This window comes from Pseudomonas sp. PLMAX, assembly GCF_046042685.1.
GTDB lineage: Bacteria > Pseudomonadota > Gammaproteobacteria > Pseudomonadales > Pseudomonadaceae > Aquipseudomonas > Aquipseudomonas putida_AE.
In genome coordinates, this window is sequence record NZ_CP064949.1 from 3341460 (window position 1) to 3359940 (window position 18481).

Sequence of the window (18481 nt, forward strand, 5' to 3'; positions counted from 1 at the left end):
GTGGGAGCGGGCTTGCTCACGAATGCGGTGTGTCATTCAACGGAGATAGCGACTGATCCACCGCTTTCGCGAGCAAGCCCGCTCCCACAGGTTTTGTGTTTGGCTTTAGGGCTGGCGGGTTCTCGCCAGCGCGTTGCCGTACCGGCGTCGAGGCCGAACAGGTCGAGGACGCGGCCGAGGCTGTGGTCGACCATTTGCGCCAGGTCCTGCGGGCGGGCGTAGAAGGCCGGAACGGGCGGGGCGATGATGCCGCCCATTTCGGTGACCGCCGTCATGTTGCGCAGGTGGGCGAGGGTCAGCGGGGTTTCCCGGGCCATCAGCACCAGGGTGCGACGCTCCTTGAGGGTGACGTCGGCGGCGCGGCCGATCAGGCCCGATGAGGTGCCGGTGGCGATCTCTGCCAGGGTGCGCATGGAACAGGGCGCGACAACCATGCCCAGGCAGCGGAACGAACCGCTGGCGATCCCGGCGGCCACGTCATCGACGCGGTGGTAATGGCTGGCCAGCGCGGTGACGTCGGCCAGTTTGTAGTCGGTTTCGTGGGCCATGGTCAGCAGTGCGGCGCGGCTGATGACCAGGTGGCTTTCGATGTCGAGTTCGGCGAGCAGTTGCAGCAGGCGCACGCCGTAGATGAAACCCGACGCCCCGCTGATGCCGACCACCAGGCGCTGGCGGTTCATGACTCAAAGCTCTTGAGCAGATCAAGGGCACGCTCGACCACGTCCTGGTCCAACTGCGCCTTGATCCCGTCGAATCCCGAACCGCGCGTGGCGTCCAGGCCCATGCGTGAGGTGGTGCCGTTGACCGAGGACGACGGGTCCAGCGGGCTGCCGGGCAAGCCATCGATGACGAAGATGTCCTGGTGCGGCTGGAAGTGCGTGGCCAGCGCCCACAGCACCTGGCTGTCGTCGCTGATGTCGATGTCGCTGTCCACCGCGATCACGGTTTTCAGGTACGGGTCCCAGCCGAGCAGGGCGAGCATGATCTGCCGCGCCTCGCCGTCGCGGCTCTGCTCCAGGGCCACGTAGCAATGAAAATGGGTGCCGGAATTGGGGTAGTGCACGGCGGTGACGGCGGGGAAACGCGCCTTGAGTTTCTCGCTCATCTCCGCTTCCCGGGGCAGCCGAGCCAGGGTCAGGTGTTCGGCGTAGCGCCCGCCGACCACGTCCACCAGCCAGGCGTCCTTGCGCCTCATCAGGGTGTCGACCCGCAGCACATTGTTGGTCGAGCGGTCCGAGGAATAGCCGCTGAATTCACCGAACGGGCCTTCTTCGGCGTAGGCCGTCGGGTCGATGGCGCCTTCCATCACAAACTCGGCGAAGGCCGGCACGCCGATGCCATAGCGGGGCGTCTTGACCAGTAGCAGCGGCTCGCCAAACAGACCGCCGGCCACCGCACGTTCGTCGCTGCCGAAGGGCAGGCGTGCCGCCGCGGCGAGCATGAACAGCGGATGCGCGCCAACCACCATGGCCACGCGCAACTCCTCGCCACGCTCGCGGGCGGTTTGCAGCATGCGCCAAAGGTGACCGCGCGAGTGCAGGCTGGTGGCGAGGGTCTGCCGGGCGTGGCGCATCGAGCGGTGATAGCTCATGTTGGCGATGCCGGTGACCGGGTCTTGCGCAATGATGATCGCGTTGGTGATGTAGGGGCCGCGGTCGCTGGCGAAATGCTTGAGCATCGGCAGCAGTGCGAGGTCCACGGCTTCGCCTTCGAAGATTTCATCCAGCACCGGGCCGGTTTCCACGTAGCGCGGGGCGATGGGGTGGTTGGCGCGGTTTTGGAAAGTCTCGTGCAGTTGCGCCGGGGGCACGCCGAACATCCGGGCGATGCGGGTCCGGGAGGCGAACAGGTTGGTGACCACCGGCGCGCCGAAGTTGCCGACTTTTTCGCAGATCAACAACGGGTCGCGACCTTGGGTGGCGAGAGCATCGACCAGGGCGGTGACGTCCTGATCGGCGCTAAGGGATTGCGCGATGGTGAGCACATCGTCCGGGTATTGCCGGCGATAGGCGTCTAGAAAATCGTGAAAATCCTGGGAATCGCCGAGCGTCGAGAGGGTCATGGTTTCACCTCGTAGAAAACGGTGCGGTTTTTTTGTAGGAGCCGGCTTGCCGGCGAAGGCGTCCGTTAAAGCAGCACACGACTCACGGGCCTCTTCGCTGGCAAGCCAGCTCCTACAAGGGTGGCGCTAGAGGTAGGTCGTGGTCAGACGAATGTCCGCCTCGGCCAGGTCCTTGGGTGGCGGCGTCGGTTCGATGCCGCACAACCGGGCGATGTTGTTGCCCAGGTAGTCCTCAAGGTGATCCTCGTCGATGCCCAGCCCTTGTGGTGCCGGTGAACACAACACCTCCAGTTCGCGCAGCCACATGCCCGGTTCGTTGGGTGGCGAGTCGGTGCCGAACACGATCTTGTTACGCGGCAGGTCCTTGGCAAATTCGACTATCCGCGACTGGAAGCACCACCCGGATTCGCAGTACACGTTCGGCGTGTCCATGGCCATCCAGAACGCTTCGAACGAGTAGTTGCCGCCAGTCTGGATGCCGAAGTGACCGATGATGAAATTGACCATCGGGAACTCGCGGATGATTGGGTAGAACATGGTCGGAATGGTGTAGGGGCCGTCGCCGGTGTGGATCAGCACCACGATGTTGTACTTGGCGCACACCTTCATCGCCGGACGCAGCCAGTCCAGCGCCCGGTCCGGGCGATAACCGTGCATGTTGGCGTGCAGCTTGAGCATCTTGAAGCCGTATTCCTTGATGTGGAATTCCAGCTCCGCCGCACCGTTTTCCGGTCCCCAGCGCGGGTTGAAGTTGAAGTTGCCGATGAAGCGGTCGGGGTACTTCACGCACAGTTCGGCGACGTAGGACATGTAGTCACGCACGCCTTCACGGCCGCGGCGGTTGCCGTCGCGGTAACCGGTGTTGCCCGGTGGCGGCTGGATGAAACCCATGTCGATGCGGCGCGGCTTGCCGTTGATCATGTACGGGCCGTCCATCAGCTTGAGCATGCGCTCGCCGGTGAAGGGTTCGCCGGTGTGGCGCCAGGCCTCGTCGACCAGGTTGGTGGGGTGCAGATGGGTGTCGATGATCATCGGTTCAGCTCCTGGCCAGTTGTGTGGTGACGGGGCGCTTGAGTTGCGCCTCTGCTTCGGAAACGGAACGTGGCGGCGGGGTCGGTTCGAGGCCGATCATCCGTGCGGTGTTGTTGCCCAGGTATTCCTCGAGGGTGTCCTCGTCGAGGTTCAGGCCCTGGGGCGGTTCGTGGCACAGCACTTCCAGCAGGCGCAGCCACATGCCCGGTTCGTTCGGCGGGGTGTCGGTGCCAAAGAGGATCTTGTGGGTCGGCAGGACCTTGGCGAACTCGACGATCCGCGATTGCAGGCACCAGCCGGATTCGCAGTAGACGTTGGGCAGCTCCATCGCCCATTGCATCGGTTCGAACACGTAGACGCCGCCGGTCTGCACACCAAAGTGGGCCATGATGAAATCGACGTTGGGGAATTCCTTGATCATCGGCACCCACTCCGACGGGATGCTGTAGGGCCCGTCGCCGGTGTGCAGCTTGACCGGGATGCCCAGCTCGGCGCACTTCTCGAAGGCCGGACGCACCCAGTCCAGGGCGCGGTCGGGACGGTAGGCATGCATGTTGGCCTGCATCTGCACCATCTTGAAACCGTGTTCCTTGACGTAGCGCTCGATTGCCTCGACGCCGTTTTCCACGCCGCAGCGCGGGTTGTAGACGAAGCAGCCGATGAAGCGGTCCGGGTAGGTCTGGACCATCTTCAGGGTGTAGGCCATGTAGGCGTCGATGGACTCGCGGCCGCTAAGATCGCCGTCGGTCCAGGTGTAGATGGTGTTGCCCTGGGGCGGCTGGATGAAGGCTTTGTCGATGCGGCGAGGTTTGCCGTTGACCATGTACGGGCCATCCATCATCTGCAGCAGACGCTCGCCGGTGAACGGGTCACCGTCATGCCTCCAGGCGAGGTCCACGAGATCCGTGGGATAGCAACTGATATCGATGATCATTGAAGTCGATCTCCTGATAGCGGGAAGGGAACCTTGCGGTTCACAAGCAGCCACGTCCGGGCAATCGGCCATTTCTATGCGTGAAGACTCACGCATTCCCTCGCCTGGTCGCATCCGGCTCGGGACGCTGGCTGCTTGGGGGGAAGTATTGGAAGGGGGTGTGGGGTTCGTACAATATTAATTGGGCGGGGGTTTGATATGCGTTCGATATGGTTTTGTATTGGCTGGGCCGGCCTCATCGCCAGCAGGCTGGCGATGGCGACAGGATTGTGTACGCATAGCCGGCCCCTTCGCGAGCAAGCCCGCTCCCACATTCGAATGCATTCCACCTGTAGAAAAGCGGTCAACTGTGGGAGCGGGCTTGCTCGCGAAGGCGTCAGTAATGTGTACGCAAAGCCAACTGCCTGACCGCCTCAACCACCGGCGCCACCCGCTCGCCATGCCCCGGTGGCCATACGGCGTAGAGGTTGTAATGCGCCGCAATCTGCGCCTCGTTCAACACCACCAACCGCCCGCTGCGCAAGGCATCGGCGGCCAGCAAACCGCGCACCAGCCCGGCACCGACACCCGCTTCAGCTGCAGCAATCAAGTTGGCCGCATTGTCGAACACCACCCGTGCCGAAGGCTCGACCGCAGGCAAACCCGCCGCATCCAGCCACGGAATCCACGACCGTCGCGTATAGCCCAACAGCGGCAGTTCAAGGATCTGCTGCGCACTCAACGGCAGTTGCACACCCTGGCGTTCCAGCAGTGCCGGCGCAGCCACCGCCATCACCCGATCCCCGCAAATCTGCGTCATCTCGCAGTCTTCCCAGTCGCCATAACCGTAGCGCAAGGCCAGGTCCACGCGTTCGAACGCACTGCGATCCGAGCGTGGCATCGATAACAGCACCACCTCATGCTCGGGCAGCAGATCCAGCAACTGCGGCAGGCGCGGATTGAGCCAGCTCTGGGCCAACTCACTGTCGACATCCAGGGTCAGCCGCTGCGCCACGCTGCGGTTTTTCACCGAAGACAGCGCCCGGTCGATCTGCGCCAGGCCGTCGGACAGCACACTGGCGAACAGTTGCCCGGCGTCGGTCAGGTTGCTGCCGCCGCCTTCGCGCACGAACAGTGGCTGGCCGATGAAGTCTTCCAGGGCGCGGATCTGCTGGCTGATGGCGCTGTGGGTGAGGTCGAGCTTGCGCGCAGCGCTGGAGAAGCTGCCGCTGCGGGCTGCCTGGATGAAAGCACTCATGGACTGCACCGACGGGTATCGCTTGTACATGCTGTTAGTCCTACTTACACAGGATGGCAGAAATCGTCGCTGGCCCGATTTTCCCAAGGCTCCCAATAATCGAGCACCAGGCCTGCACAAAGACGGGCCGCTCTCTTGGAGCCTGAAAATGATCGAATTCACGGTAAACGGCGAACGACGCGAGCTGGTAGAGACTTCGCCCTCCACGCCCTTGTTATGGGTGTTGCGTGACCACTTGAAACTCACCGGCACCAAGTTCGGTTGCGGCATGGGCCTGTGCGGTGCCTGCACCGTGCACCTGGACGGTGTCGCGGTGCGTTCCTGCCAGTTGCCGGTCGCTGCCGTGGCGGGGCACAGCATCACCACCATCGAAGGCTTGTCGCCCACCGCACAGCATCCGCTGCAACTGGCCTGGGTTGCCGAAGATGTGCCGCAATGCGGCTACTGTCAATCCGGTCAGATCATGTCCGCCGCCGCGTTGCTCAACACCGGGGCGGCGGTCACCGATGATTCGATCCGCAATGCCATGTCCGGCAACCTGTGCCGCTGCGGGACCTACGGGCGGATCAACAAGGCGATCAAGCGAGCGGCGTCTGCGCCGAAGGAGGCGTGATGACGATCTCTCAAGTGAATCTCGCGCGTCGTGTGTTTCTCAAGCAATCGGCGACCGTTGCGTCTGGACTGGCCGTCGCGTTCTACCTGCCTTCGAGCATGGCTGCGACGGACCCTGAAGCCCCGGCGCCCGCCGGTGAGTTCGAACCCAACGCCTGGGTGCGCATCCTGCCTGACGGCACGGTGAAACTGGTGGTGCACAAGCACGACTCCGGTACCGGCACGCATACCGCGCTGGCCGCTTGCGTGGCCGAGGAACTGGACGTCAACCCGATGACCGTGCAGGTGATCTCGCCGGAGGATCCGTTTTTCGACACCTACATTCACCCGATCTGGAAAGTCTTTTCCACGGGCGGCAGCACCAGCGTATCGCTGGAGTACGACCGCCTGCGCATGGCCGGCGCGACGGCGCGTTCGCTGTTGATCACGGCGGCGGCCAGACAGTGGAAGGTCAGCCCCGACAGCTGCAGTACCGAAGAAGGCCGCGTCGTTCATGCGCCGAGCAAACGCAGCCTCGGCTACGGCGAACTGGTGGGCGTCGCCGCGTATTTGCCGGCGCCGGCCAAGGTCACGCTCAAGGACCCGGCGCAGTTCAAGTACATCGGCAAGCTGCGGCACAAGCGCGATGCCCAGGCCAAGGTCTGCGGGCGCTTCAAGTACAGCATCGACGTGGTGCTGCCGGGGATGTTGGTGGCGGTGATTCAACGGGCTCCCGTGGTGGGCGCGAATGTGGTGTCGGTGGACAGCGCGGCGGCGCTGCAAGTACCGGGTGTGCGCAAGGTGATCAAGGTGCCGGGACGACCCGATGTCCTGGGCGGTAACGTCGCGGGTGTGGCGGTGTTGGCGGACAACTACTGGGCCGCGCAACAGGGGCGCGAATTGCTCAAGGTGCAGTGGAGCGACTCGCCGCTGACCGGGTTCGACAGCGATGAACTGGTCAAGGCCCAGGCTGCGGCGTTGACTGACAAAGGCGCGCAACGGGTGTCCGCCATGGCCACCGGGGATGTGAGCGGCCAGTGGCCGAACGCCGCGAAGCTGCTCGAAGCCGATTACCGCATGCCCTACAAGGTGCAGAATCCACTGGAGCCGATCTGCATCACCGCACAGGTCAAGGACGGCGCCATCACTTACTGGGGTGGGGTGCAGGTGCCGTCGTCGGCGCTGGAAGCGGCGCAAGCGGTGTGCAGGATCGCCAAGGACAAGGTCACCATCAACGAGATGGTGTCCGGCGGCAGTTTCGGTGCGCGGGAGGCCAAATACTGGCTGTTCGAAGTGGCTTACCTGGCGCAGCAGTCCAGGGTGCCGGTGAAACTGATGAACAGCCGCGAAGACGAAATGCGTTCATTGTTCATGCACCCGGCCACGCTGCACCGGGCCAAAGGAGCGCTGAATGCTCAGGGCCGTCTGACCGCGTTGCAGCTGGAGGCGGTCTCGCCAGCCTCGCCGGAACAGTGGGAGCCAGGCTATTTCGAGCGTCCGGACAAGATGGACTACAGCACCACGGAAGCCATCACCGCCTGGGATTTCGCCTATCGCCCGGCCAACCTCGACCTGACCTGGGTCAGGCACGAGAGCCAGGTGCCCAGCGGCTGGTATCGCTCGGTGAGCTTCATCCCCAACGTGTTCGCCGTGGAAAGCTTCATGGATGAGCTGGCCCATGGCGCAGGGCAAGACCCTTTGGCCTTTCGCCTGGCCAACATGCAGGACCGGCCAAGGCATGTCGCCGTGTTGAAAAGCGCCGCCGAGCGTGCCGGTTGGGGGCAGCCGCTGCCCGATGGCACGGCGCTGGGGATCGCCACCAATCAGGGTTACACCAGTTTCATCGCCATCGTGGCGCGCGTGTCGAAACAGGACGGCGCCATCAAGGTCGAGAAGCTCACCTGCGTGGTCGATTGCGGTCTGGCGGTGTCGCCCGGCGGTGTCGAAGAACAGATCTACGGTGGCCTGATGTGGGGCCTCGGTCATGCCCTGTTCGATCGACTGGACATCAAGCAGGGCAGGGTGGTGCAGAGCAATTTCCATGACTATCGGGTGACGCGCATGTCGGACATGCCAGAGGTCGACATCCTGTTGGTCGAGGGCGATCCGGCCAAGCCCGGGGGTGTCGGTGAACTGGGCAGCCCATCGGTGGCGCCGGCCATCGCCAATGCCCTGTTCAGCCTGACCGGCGTACGTCAGCGCTCTACACCGCTGAACCTGGGATAACCGGCATGGACTTGCGACTGCTGCGTTACTTCATGGCGCTGGCCGAAGAGCTGCATTTCGGCCGGGCCGCCACCCGCCTGCACATCTGCCAGCCGCCACTGAGCCAGCAGATTCGGTTGCTGGAAGAGGAACTGGGCACGCCGCTGTTCGAGCGCAGCCACCACCGGGTCGAGCTGACCGCCGCCGGGCAGATGCTCAAGGAGCAGGCGCCGCTGGTGTTCGAGCAGCTCAACCGTGCCCTCGACCTGACGCGGCAAACCGGCCGCGGTCAGTTGGGCGAGCTGGAAATCGGCATGATCAGTTCGGTGATGGTCGGGGTGCTGCCACGGGCCCTGCACCTGTTTCGCGAACGCTACCCGCAGGTGAACTGGCGCCTGCATGAAATGACCCCCGCCGCACAGGTCAAGGCGCTCAAGGAAAAACGCATCGACGCCTGTGTGTTCCGCGTCGGCTATGACGATCCGCAACTGCGCAACGAGCTGCTGATCTACGAGCCGATCCGGGTGGTCATGCCGCTCGATCACCCCTTGGCCCGCCGCGACAGCCTGGCACCGGCGGACCTTGCCCAGGAGCCGTTCGTGGCGCTGGAACTGAAGCAGTCGCGGTTTGCCGACTTTCTTTACCAGTGCTGTATCCAGGCCGGCTTCACACCGCAGATCCGCCAACAGGTGATCGAAGTGCAAACCTTGCTCAGCCTGGTCAGGGCCGGCTTTGGCGTGGCACTGCTGCCGGCGTCCATCGAGCAGTTGGCACCCGTCGGGCTGGTGTTCCGGCGCCTGACCCCGGCGTTGCCGGAGGTGCCGTTATACGCCACCTACCGTGCGGATGATGATTCGCCGGTGCTCAAGCTGTTTCTCGATACGTTGCGTGAACTGGTCCTGCAAGACCGCGACAACCCGCCCCTGTAGGAGCTGCCGCAGGCTGCGATCTTTTGATCTTGATCTTAAAAAGAAAGATCAAAAGACCCTTTAAACGGCGGCCCCAGCCTTCGGACGATCTTTGCTTTCAGCGACGTTTCACTAGCAGTTCTGATAGTAGGCAAAAGCTGAAAAATATCCGACGCTGAATGTCCTGCCTTATAGACCTCGCACGGAGCTCCGTTGATGCCAACTTCCTACCGCGAAACCGTACTGTGTCGCTACCATTACGATGCCCTTGATCGACAGGTCACCTGCACGCCATACGGGCAGGCCAACATCCAGCGCTTTTACTGCAAAAGCCGCCTGGCCACCGAAATTCAGGACGCCGTGAAGCATTGTATTTTCCAGTACGAGGAACACCCGTTGGCGCAACAGCAATGTCAGGGCTCCAATTTCAACACCACCTTGGTGGCAACCGACCATCAAGGTTCGATATTGAACGCGCTCGACAGGACTCGCCCTAATCCCATCGCCTATACACCCTACGGCCATCGCCCGTTGGAAAATGGCTTGCTGAGCCTTCTCGGCTTCAATGGCGAGCGACCGGATCCGGTGACGGGCCACTATCATTTGGGCGAAGGCTACCGGCAGTTCAATACGGTGTTGAAGCGGTTCAACAGTCCGGACAGTTGGAGTCCGTTTGGGGAGGGAGGATTAAACGCATACGCGTATTGTGAGGGTGATCCTAGGAATCGGGTGGATCCTACGGGGCATGGTCCTGTACCCAAGATTGCTGCGATTGGCAACAAGGCGTTAGCGGGGGTCAGCAAGAAAGCCAAAACAATCTTACGGCCAGTAACAGTTGGCCATGGACTAACGGAAGGTGCCAGTTCGTCATCCCCAGTAATGACAAAACAGGAGTTGAAGAGACTGAGAAAAAATCAAACTCGCAGAGAAAAATACGCCGAAATGAAGAAACTTTCAGAGCTAATTACTGCCAATGAAGCCTCGCAGGCACCCCAGTTTCATTACAATGTTAGTTACGATCTTCGCGATTTAAAATCAAGTACAGAAGCGTATGAACTCGCAAAAAAAATGTATGTTTTTGATCCAGTCCCTGACCCGAACCAACGACATGATTGGATAGTCCCCCAAGGTAAGCCCCTGCTGGACGTCGCTCATTTCGACGCAACAATATCTCACTATAGAAATAAGGTGGATGCAAATGGTGGTAACACTAAAACGTTATTTCGGCTAAAAATACTGCGCGCGGAGTACATTAAAAATTTTACACCCATCGATTTGATGGCTATTCGAAGGTAAAACGTTTTCTTTGTAAGCAGGCCAACATCAGGACGCGGCCTGCACTATCCCAACCCCCTGCTGTCGACATCTTCACAGGCAGGCGCTTGTACGCGCCGTCGCACCTTTGGAGATCCAATGAGCCAGGACGTCCTGACCCGTGAAACCAACCGCCGCCAGTTGCAGCAGATCGTCGCCAACGGTTTTCTAGCAGTTCTGATAGTAGGCAAAAGCTGAAAAATATCCGACGCTGAATGTCCTGCCTTATAGACCTCGCACGGAGCTCCGTTGATGCCAACTTCCTACCGCGAAACCGTACTGTGTCGCTACCATTACGATGCCCTTGATCGACAGGTCACCTGCACGCCATACGGGCAGGCCAACATCCAGCGCTTTTACTGCAAAAGCCGCCTGGCCACCGAAATTCAGGACGCCGTGAAGCATTGTGTTTTCCAGTACGAGGAACACCCGTTGGCGCAACAGCAATATCAGGGCGCCAATTTCAACACCACCTTGCTGGCAATCGACCATCAAGGTTCGATATTGAACGCGCTCGACAGGACTCGCCCTAATCCCATCGCATATACACCCTACGGCCATCGCCCGTTGGAAAATGGCTTGCTGAGCCTTCTCGGCTTCAATGGCGAGCGACCGGATCCGGTGACGGGCCACTATCATTTGGGCGAAGGCTACCGGCAGTTCAATACGGTGTTGAAGCGGTTCAACAGTCCGGACAGTTGGAGTCCGTTTGGGGAGGGAGGATTAAACGCATACGCGTATTGCGAGGGTGATCCTCGGAATCGGGTGGATCCTACGGGGCATGGTCCTGTACCTAAGATTGCTGCGATTGCGAAAAAGGCGTTAGCGGGAGCGAGCAAGAAAGCCAAAACAATCTCACGGCCAGTAGCAGCCGGCAATAGACTAAAGAAAGGTGCAAGTTCGTCATCTCAGGCAATGGAAGCGTGGGATTTAAAAAAAATAAAAAGAAACCAATTAAATGCAAAGTATAGGGAGCGAACTAAGGGGTTGTCGGACACAATCCTAGCCAATGAAGCCTCGCAGCCCTCTCAAGGTCATTACAATGTTAGTGATCATCTAAATGATATTGGCGATAGTACGAAGGCATATGAATACGCGAAAAAAGATTATGATTTTGAGCAATTCCCTAACCCGAGTATAAAATATGAGTGGACTGACCCCAGTGGCAATCCTATTTTGGACGTTGCTCATTTCGACGCAACAATATCTCATGTTAAAAATATGGCGAAAAAAAGAGTTGGTGGTTGGACTTATAATCAAATTTGGCGGTTGACTATTGATCGCGCGCAGTACATTAAAAATTTTACACCCATCGATTTGATGGCTATTCGAAGGTAAAACGTTTTCTTTGTAAGCAGGCCAACATCAGGACGCGGCCTGCACTATCCCAACCCCCTGCTGTCGACATCTTCACAGGCAGGCGCTTGTACGCGCCGTCGCACCTTTGGAGATCCAATGAGCCAGGACGTCCTGACCCGTGAAACCAACCGCCGCCAGTTGCAGCAGATCATCGCCGGTCTGTCCGACGGGGTGATTCTGCTCGACCCCGACCAGAGCATCCTGTGGGCCAATGACGCGGCGCTGGCCATGCACGGAGTCGCGCAGGTCAGCGAACTCGGCGCCGATGCCAAGGCGTACGCCAAGCGTTTTGCCTTGCGCTATCGCAACCATCACCCGGTGCCGGCCGACAGCTACCCGATCAACCGGGTGGCGCGGGGCGAGACGTTCAGCGATGTACTGGTAGAAGTGAGGTCGGTTGCGGACGAAGAGCGCACCTGGGTCCATAGCGTACGCAGCATGGTGTTGGCCGACAGTGAGGACGAGCCGGAGTCGCTGGTGTTGATCATGGACGACGTCACGGACTGGGCCAGTGCCGAGCAACGCTTCGAGAAAACCTTCGCCGCCAACCCGGCACCGGCGGTGATCTGCCGCCTCAGTGATTTGCGCTATATCAAGGTCAACCCCGGTTTCCTCGAAATGACCGGTTACTCCCGCGACCAGGTGATCGGTACTTCGACCTATGAGCTGGATGTGCTGGAGCAGGCCGAAAACAAGGAATTGGCCAAGCAGCGCCTTCTGGAAGGCGCGACCATTCCGCAGATGCAGGCCGAGTTGCGCCTGCGCGACGGTGGCAGCAAGCAAGTGGTAGTGGCCGGCCAGCCGCTGGAGCTCAATGACGAAGCCTGCATGCTGCTTTCTTTTGTCGACATGGAGCCCCGGCACAAGGCCGAGGTCGCCCTGCGCCAGAGTGAGGAACGCTTTGCCAAGGCGTTTCGCCTGAGCCCGGTACCGATTCTGGTGTGCGGCGCCAGCGATCAGGTGGTGATGGATGTGAATGAGGCGTTCCTCGTTACCCTCGGCTACGCCAACGAGGAAGTGCTCGGCAAAACCATCGTCGAGATTGACTTCTTCCATGATAAAGGCACGCGGACACGGCTCTTTACCGCCCTGGAGAAAGCCGCAAGCCTGGACCGCGTTGACATACGCGTGCGCAGGAAAGACGAGGAACTGATCGATTGTGTCGTTTGTGCCGATACCGTGAACATCCAGGACAGCCCTTGCTACCTGCTGGTGCTGATGGACATAACCGAGCGCAAACGCACCGAGCTTGAGTTGCTGTCGGCCATTGAAGAGGTAATGAAAGACGCCTCGTGGTTCAGCCGTACGCTGATCGAGAAACTCGCTAACGTGAAGCACGTGAAATCGCCGCAGTTGCCCAGTGTGTCCTTTACCGACCTGACGGCCAGGGAGCGCGATGTGCTGGAATTGATCTGTGAAGGACTGGCGGACAAGGAGATCGCCGCGCGCCTGAAACTGGCGCCCAATACCGTGCGCAATCACGTCGCGACGGTGTATTCCAAGCTCGATGTGCACAGTCGCAGCGAGGCGATAGTCTGGGCGCGCGAGCGTGGGTTGTTTTCAAGTGCATGGGGGCCGAAGGGCCAGCGTTAAGGTGCAAATGCACTAGTGCGCGGGGTGCAAATTCAAGTTCTGGCAGGGCATGGGCAGGCCTTAGGCTAAAAGTGGGTGAATAACATTTCTCCCGCCCCTGAGCAGCTAAAGGAACAGCCATGCACGACCCCTGTGTTACCCACGTCGTTGATTGCCGCACCGGGCTACTGCCATGAATCACGTGTCCCAGTTGCGCACGCAAATCGAGCGGACCTTTTCGCCCCTGGCCTGTGAGTGCAACGTCAGCGGCGATCATTCGCTAACCATCAAGCTCTACCACCCGGTGTCCGGACAAGTCGACCTGGTGGTCAGCGGATTGAACGTGGCGAGGTTGCAGTCCCCCGAATCAGTGGCCGCGCTCCTCGAAGAACTGCGCTACGAGTTGCAAAGCAACAGCCTGCAACGACCAGACCCGGTAGTGTAGGAATTGTCAGGTTTGCCCTGCCCGGACGACTGATTACGCGATAAAAATGGACAGAAGTGATATTTCTGCGACCACCCGTGAACTTTACGGCGGTGTTCTGTTGTCACAGAAATGTGTCCATCCTATTCGCGGGTCATCCTATGAAAAGTCTTGGGAAACGCATTTTTGCACCACTGTCGCTCTGTGCAATCATTCTCGGCGGCTGCAGCAGTCCTCCACCGCCACCACCTGCCGCGCCACCGCCACCGCCTGAAAAGACCTGCCAGACCTCCGATAGCACCCAGGTAATGGGCGATGTGCGGGGCGGAAGGGGCAAGTGACGCGCGAAACCACCGTGACGCGATGTGTCACCCAATAACGAACGACGATGCCCCTTAGGAGCTGCCGCAGGCCTGCGATCTTTGATTTTGCTTTAAAAACAAGATCAAAAGATCGCAGCCTGCGGCAGCTCCTACAGTGTGGGTGATTCGGGAAGTCAGCGATCAGGACAGGAAGCCGCCATCCACGTTCAGCGAAACGCCAGTGGTGTAGCTCGATGCATCGCTCGCCAGGTACAGCACTGCGCCGGCCATCTCGCTCGGATCAGCCACGCGCTTGAGCGGGATCTGCTGCAGCGCGGTGTTGAGGATCGCCTCGTTCTTCACCAGCGCCGAAGCGAACTTGGTGTCGGTCAGGCCCGGCAGCAGGGCGTTGCAGCGGATGCCGAACTGCGCGCATTCCTTGGCGAAGACCTTGGTCATGTTGATCACCGCCGCCTTGGTCACCGAGTAGATGCCCTGGAAAATACCCGGCGACACGCCGTTGATCGAGGCCACGTTGATGATGCTGCCGCCGCCGTTTTCGCGCATCAGCTTGCCGGCTTCCACCGACATGAAGAAATAACCGCGGATATTGACCTCGACGGTTTTCTGGAAGGCGCTGAGGTCGGTGTCCAGCACGTTGCAGAACTGCGGGTTGGTCGCGGCGTTGTTGACCAGGATGTCCAGGCGCCCGAACTGTTCCTTGATGCCGGCGAAGACCTGGCTGATCTGTTCCATCTCGCCGATATGGCAGGCGATGGCAGTGGCCTTGCCACCGGCGGCGATGATCGCGTCGGCCACATGCTGGCAGCCTTCGAGCTTGCGGCTCGAGACGATCACGTGGGCGCCTTGCTGGGCCAGCAGTTTGGCGATGGCTTCACCGATGCCGCGGCTGGCGCCGGAGACGAAAGCGATCTTGCCGTCGAGGTCGAACAACTGAGTCTTGGACATGGTTTTTCCTTGTTATGGAGCCGAAATCGCTGTTCGTAGGAGCCCGGCTTGCCGGCGAAGGCGTACTTGAGGCCGCCTTCGCAGGCAAGCCTGGCCCCTACAAGTGCTGTGTTGTATCAGAGGCTGGATTTGTCGATGACCTGCAGGCTCATCTGCTCCAGCAGTTTGTTCATGTGAATGAACTGCGCGAAGCGTTTGTCCTGGGTCTGGCCATGGTAGAAGCGGTAGTAGATCTGCTGCACGATGCCGGCCAGGCGGAACAGGCCGTAGGTGTAGTAGAAGTCGAAATTGTCGATCTTGATGCCTGAACGCTCGGCGTAGTAATCGACGAATTCACGGCGGGTCAGCATGCCCGGTGCGTGGCTGGGCTGGCGGCGCATCAGCTGTACCGGCGCCGGGTCATCGGCTTCGATCCAGTAGGCGAGGGTGTTGCCCAGGTCCATCAGCGGGTCGCCCAGGGTGGTCAGTTCCCAGTCGAGCACGCCGATGATCTGCATCGGATTGTTCGGGTCGAGGATGACGTTGTCGAAGCGGTAGTCGTTGTGCACGATGCTGGAGGTCGGGTGATCGGCCGGCATCTTGTCGTTGAGCCAGGCTTTCACCGCTTCCCAGTGCGGCGCGTCGGGGGTCAGGGCTTTCTCGTAGCGCTCGCTCCAGCCTTTGATCTGCCGTGCCACGTAGCCTTGCGGCTTGCCCAGGTCGCCCAGGCCGTAGGCGTTGTAATCGACCCGGTGCAGCTCGACGAACTTGTCGATGAAGCTTTTGCACAGGGCTTGGGTTTTCGCCGAGTCCAGCCCCAGTTCCGGCGGTAGTTCGGAGCGCAGGATGATGCCGTTGACCCGCTCCATCACATAGAACTCGGCGCCGATCACCGCTTCGTCGGTGCAGTGCACGTAGGCCTTCGGGCAGTACGGAAAACCGTCGCGCAATTGATTGAGGATGCGGAATTCGCGGCCCATGTCATGGGCGGACTTGGCCTTGTGACCGAAGGGCGGCCGACGCAGGACGAATTCCTGTTCCGGGTATTCGAGCAAGTAGGTGAGGTTGGACGCACCGCCCGGGAACTGGCTGATCCGTGGCAGGCCGCTCAGCCCCGGAATGTGGGCCTTGAGGTAGGGGTCGATCAGGCTGGCATCGAGTTCTTCGCCGGTGCGGGTGCGGGTGGATTGGTCAGTAAGCGCCATGCTTATCCCTTCTGCTTATTCTGGTGGCCTGAAACTATTGGCTAATCTAATGCGCGCACCCGGCACCCACAACCTCCGCCCGCCCTTATAGGTGAGCGTGTTGCCGGGCAATCATTGCTTTTGATACACCTGTTTGAATTGTCCGGCTAGACGGCCTGGGTCACGCCCTTCGGCAGCTCGATGGGGGTCAGCACCGGCTGGCCGGAAAAAAACGCCACGAGGTTACGGCCCACCAGTTCCACGGTGCCCTGGGTGGCCTCGGGGGACAGTCCGGCTACGTGCGGGCTGAGGATGACGTTCGCCAGGGCCTTGAGGGCATCCGGCACCTTGGGCTCGGCATCGAAGACATCCAGGGCGGCGCCGGCGATGCGCCGTTGCTCGAGCGCGCTGATCAGGTCGGCGGTGACCACCACGCTGGCCCGGGCGATGTTGACGAAAAAACCGTTGGGGCCGAGGGCCTCGAGTACCTGCTTGTTGATCAGGTGCTTGGTGCCCAGCCCCCCCGGGGTGGCGACGATCAGGAAATCCGAGGCCCGGGCCAGTTCAGTGGGTGTCGAGCAGAACTTGTAGGGTACATCGCTGCGGTGCTGGCGGTTGTGGTAGCTCACGCTCATGTCGAAGCCCGCGCCGGCACGTTTGGCGATGGCCATGCCGACCGCGCCGAGGCCGAGAATGCCCAGGCGCTTGCCGGCGAGGGAAGGGCGCATGATTTTCGGCCATTCACCCCGGCGTACGGCGGCATCGCAGCGGGGGATGTCACGTACCAGCGCCAGCAGCAGCGACATGGCATGGTCCGCGACCGAGGAGGCGTTGACCCCGGCGCCATTGGTGACGGTGATGCCCCGGTCGGCGGCGGCTTGCAGGTCGACCTGTTCATAGCCCGCGCCAATCACGCAGATGATCTTGAGGTTGGGCAGGGCGGCGATTTCATCGCCGTACAGGCCGAGCGGGCCACGGGTCAGGACCGCATCGATCTGGCCACTGTGGCGGCTGATGGCCTCGGCGCGCTCGGCGGGCGTGGGCGCCAGGATCAGGTGAAAGCCTTGGCGTTCGAGAATGGGCAGGTAATCATTGATGGTTTCAACCAGTACCAGAACGGTTGCAGGCATGCTTTGCTCCTGTGGGCAACGAAACGTCGGGCTCGAAAGTCGGTTGAGAGTGCTGGCTGCGAGGCAGATTGGCAACAGCCATGCTCCTCAGTGTAGGAGCTGGCGCAGCCTGCGATCTTTTTTGATCGCACCGAAATTTCAAACCAGAGCAGGGGGCTCTTTCAGGAAGGTCTGTGCCGCCTCGAGGATTTCCTCCGACAGGGCGTCACCGCGGGTAGCCCGTGCCAGTGTCAGTGCGCCAACCATCAGCGAATATTGTACCAGCGCCTGCTGCCGGTTTTGCGTGGCATCGTCCGAGTCCATCAGGTTGCCGAAGGCCTCGAGCAGCCGGTTCAGGCCGGCCATGAAGGGTTCACGCAAGCTGCTGTCGGTGGGTTCGTGGCACATGTCGCCGGCAAAGGCCACCACCGGGCAGCTTTCACCGGGATTGTCGCGGCTTTCGATCGAAAGGTAAGGTTCGATCAAGGCTCGCCGCGCCTGCGCTTTGTCTTCGCCGGTGATCCGTTCGCGCCATTTCGCCCCCACCTCCTTGAATGCCCGCTCGCTGGCCTCTCTGGCCAGCGCTTCCCTGGATTCGAAGTGGCCATAAAAACCGCCATGGGTCAGGCCCGCCGCCGCCATCACGTCGACGACGCTGATCCCGTGCAGGCCGCGTTCGCGAAACAGCCGGGTGGCGGCCTCGACGATGATTTCGCGGTTGAGGTCGGCTTGTTTGCGGGAAACGCGGGGCATGGGCGGCTCACAGGTCTATGGGTTGGCTGTCAGAGGGCGTACTGGGCGATGCCGTTGCCGAACGACCAGTTCTCTTTCTTCACTTCCACCAGATTAATGAAAACATCTTCCAGGCGCACGGCCAGTTGCGTGTTGAGGTTTTCGACGATGGTTTTATACAGCAGCTTCTTCTGCTCCAGGGTTCGGCCTTCGCTGAGGGTGATCTGGATGACCACCAGGGCGTCGGTGCGCTGGATGCCCAGGTATTGGGGGTCGAAGATGAAATGCTGTTCGTCGTGTTCGGCGAGGATCTGGAAGTTATCGTTTTCCGGCACGCCAATCGCGCTGCGCAGGGCAGCGTAGATCTGTTGGCCGATACGTTTGGCGTAGGTGGGGTCCTGCTGTTTTTTGAGATCGACGCGAACCAGTGGCATGGGAAGACTCCGGGAGGTGGGCAGGTTCATTTAAAATACATGATGGATGACCTTTATCAAACCGATCATACGATCGCGCGATGAAACGCCATTTGTAGGAGCCGGCTTGCTGGCGATTGCGTCGGTGCGATCGA

Annotated in this window: 17 protein-coding genes; 7 read left to right on the forward strand and 10 right to left on the reverse strand. The window is 60.7% G+C overall.

The window, feature by feature from the left end; genetic code table 11:
- Positions 1–32: 32 nt before the first annotated feature.
- From DKB71_RS15500 to DKB71_RS15520, 5 genes are all read right to left on the reverse strand, one after another.
- A complete protein-coding gene (locus DKB71_RS15500) occupies positions 33–680 on the reverse strand; it encodes a UbiX family flavin prenyltransferase (RefSeq protein ID WP_408600951.1) in 648 nt (215 codons plus the stop codon).
- Positions 677–2062 (reverse strand): UbiD family decarboxylase, encoded by a 1386-nt coding sequence (locus DKB71_RS15505; protein WP_408600952.1) that lies wholly within the window; start codon positions 2060–2062, stop codon positions 677–679. Before DKB71_RS15505 ends, DKB71_RS15500 begins: the two co-directional genes overlap by 4 nt.
- 126 nt (positions 2063–2188) lie before the next feature.
- On the reverse strand, positions 2189–3094 hold the full coding sequence (locus DKB71_RS15510) for an amidohydrolase family protein (RefSeq protein ID WP_008059304.1): 906 nt from the start codon (positions 3092–3094) through the stop codon (positions 2189–2191).
- A gap of 4 nt (positions 3095–3098) precedes the next feature.
- On the reverse strand, positions 3099–4028 hold the full coding sequence (locus DKB71_RS15515; RefSeq protein WP_323606005.1) for an amidohydrolase family protein: 930 nt from the start codon (positions 4026–4028) through the stop codon (positions 3099–3101).
- A 376-nt stretch (positions 4029–4404) separates the two neighbouring features.
- Entirely contained in the window at positions 4405–5295 is an 891-nt protein-coding gene (locus DKB71_RS15520) for a LysR substrate-binding domain-containing protein (RefSeq protein ID WP_408600953.1), read from the reverse strand.
- 118 nt (positions 5296–5413) lie between these two features.
- Here DKB71_RS15520 and DKB71_RS15525 point away from each other — a divergent pair, with 118 nt between their 5' ends.
- The 7 genes from DKB71_RS15525 (at position 5414) to DKB71_RS15555 (ending at position 13659) form a co-directional block, all read left to right on the forward strand.
- Positions 5414–5878 (forward strand): (2Fe-2S)-binding protein, encoded by a 465-nt coding sequence (locus DKB71_RS15525; protein ID WP_323606003.1) that lies wholly within the window; start codon positions 5414–5416, stop codon positions 5876–5878.
- Positions 5878–8082 (forward strand): molybdopterin cofactor-binding domain-containing protein, encoded by a 2205-nt coding sequence (locus DKB71_RS15530; protein ID WP_408600954.1) that lies wholly within the window; start codon positions 5878–5880, stop codon positions 8080–8082. The genes DKB71_RS15525 and DKB71_RS15530 overlap by 1 nt, the downstream gene beginning before the upstream one ends.
- 5 nt (positions 8083–8087) lie before the next feature.
- A complete protein-coding gene (locus DKB71_RS15535) occupies positions 8088–8990 on the forward strand; it encodes a LysR substrate-binding domain-containing protein (protein ID WP_408600955.1) in 903 nt (300 codons plus the stop codon).
- Positions 8991–9185: 195 nt separating this feature from the next.
- Entirely contained in the window at positions 9186–10265 is a 1080-nt protein-coding gene (locus tag DKB71_RS15540) for an RHS repeat-associated core domain-containing protein (protein WP_408600956.1), read from the forward strand.
- Between the two features lie 270 nt (positions 10266–10535).
- On the forward strand, positions 10536–11621 hold the full coding sequence (locus DKB71_RS15545) for an RHS repeat-associated core domain-containing protein (RefSeq protein WP_408600957.1): 1086 nt from the start codon (positions 10536–10538) through the stop codon (positions 11619–11621).
- 117 nt (positions 11622–11738) lie between these two features.
- Positions 11739–13235, forward strand: coding sequence for a helix-turn-helix transcriptional regulator (locus tag DKB71_RS15550; protein ID WP_408600958.1), 1497 nt, complete (start codon positions 11739–11741; stop codon positions 13233–13235).
- Between the two features lie 172 nt (positions 13236–13407).
- Positions 13408–13659: a DUF1652 domain-containing protein gene (locus DKB71_RS15555; RefSeq protein WP_408600959.1), complete on the forward strand. Its 252-nt coding sequence runs from the start codon at positions 13408–13410 to the stop codon at positions 13657–13659.
- Positions 13660–14141: 482 nt separating this feature from the next.
- Here DKB71_RS15555 and DKB71_RS15560 read toward each other — a convergent pair whose 3' ends face one another.
- The 5 genes from DKB71_RS15560 to DKB71_RS15580 form a co-directional block, all read right to left on the reverse strand.
- Positions 14142–14909, reverse strand: a complete 768-nt coding sequence (locus DKB71_RS15560) for an SDR family oxidoreductase (protein WP_408600960.1) — start codon at positions 14907–14909, stop codon at positions 14142–14144.
- Between the two features lie 116 nt (positions 14910–15025).
- The gene (locus DKB71_RS15565; protein ID WP_408600961.1) at positions 15026–16093 is read right to left on the reverse strand and encodes a phosphotransferase family protein; all 1068 of its coding nucleotides are present in this window, start codon (positions 16091–16093) and stop codon (positions 15026–15028) included.
- A gap of 146 nt (positions 16094–16239) precedes the next feature.
- Positions 16240–17202 carry a 2-hydroxyacid dehydrogenase gene (locus DKB71_RS15570; protein ID WP_323605991.1) on the reverse strand — a complete coding sequence of 321 codons (963 nt, stop codon included), beginning with the start codon at positions 17200–17202 and terminating at the stop codon, positions 16240–16242.
- Between the two features lie 138 nt (positions 17203–17340).
- Entirely contained in the window at positions 17341–17934 is a 594-nt protein-coding gene (locus tag DKB71_RS15575; protein WP_408600962.1) for a TetR/AcrR family transcriptional regulator, read from the reverse strand.
- Positions 17935–17963: 29 nt separating this feature from the next.
- A complete protein-coding gene (locus DKB71_RS15580; RefSeq protein WP_323627145.1) occupies positions 17964–18347 on the reverse strand; it encodes a tautomerase family protein in 384 nt (127 codons plus the stop codon).
- Positions 18348–18481: the final 134 nt, after the last annotated feature.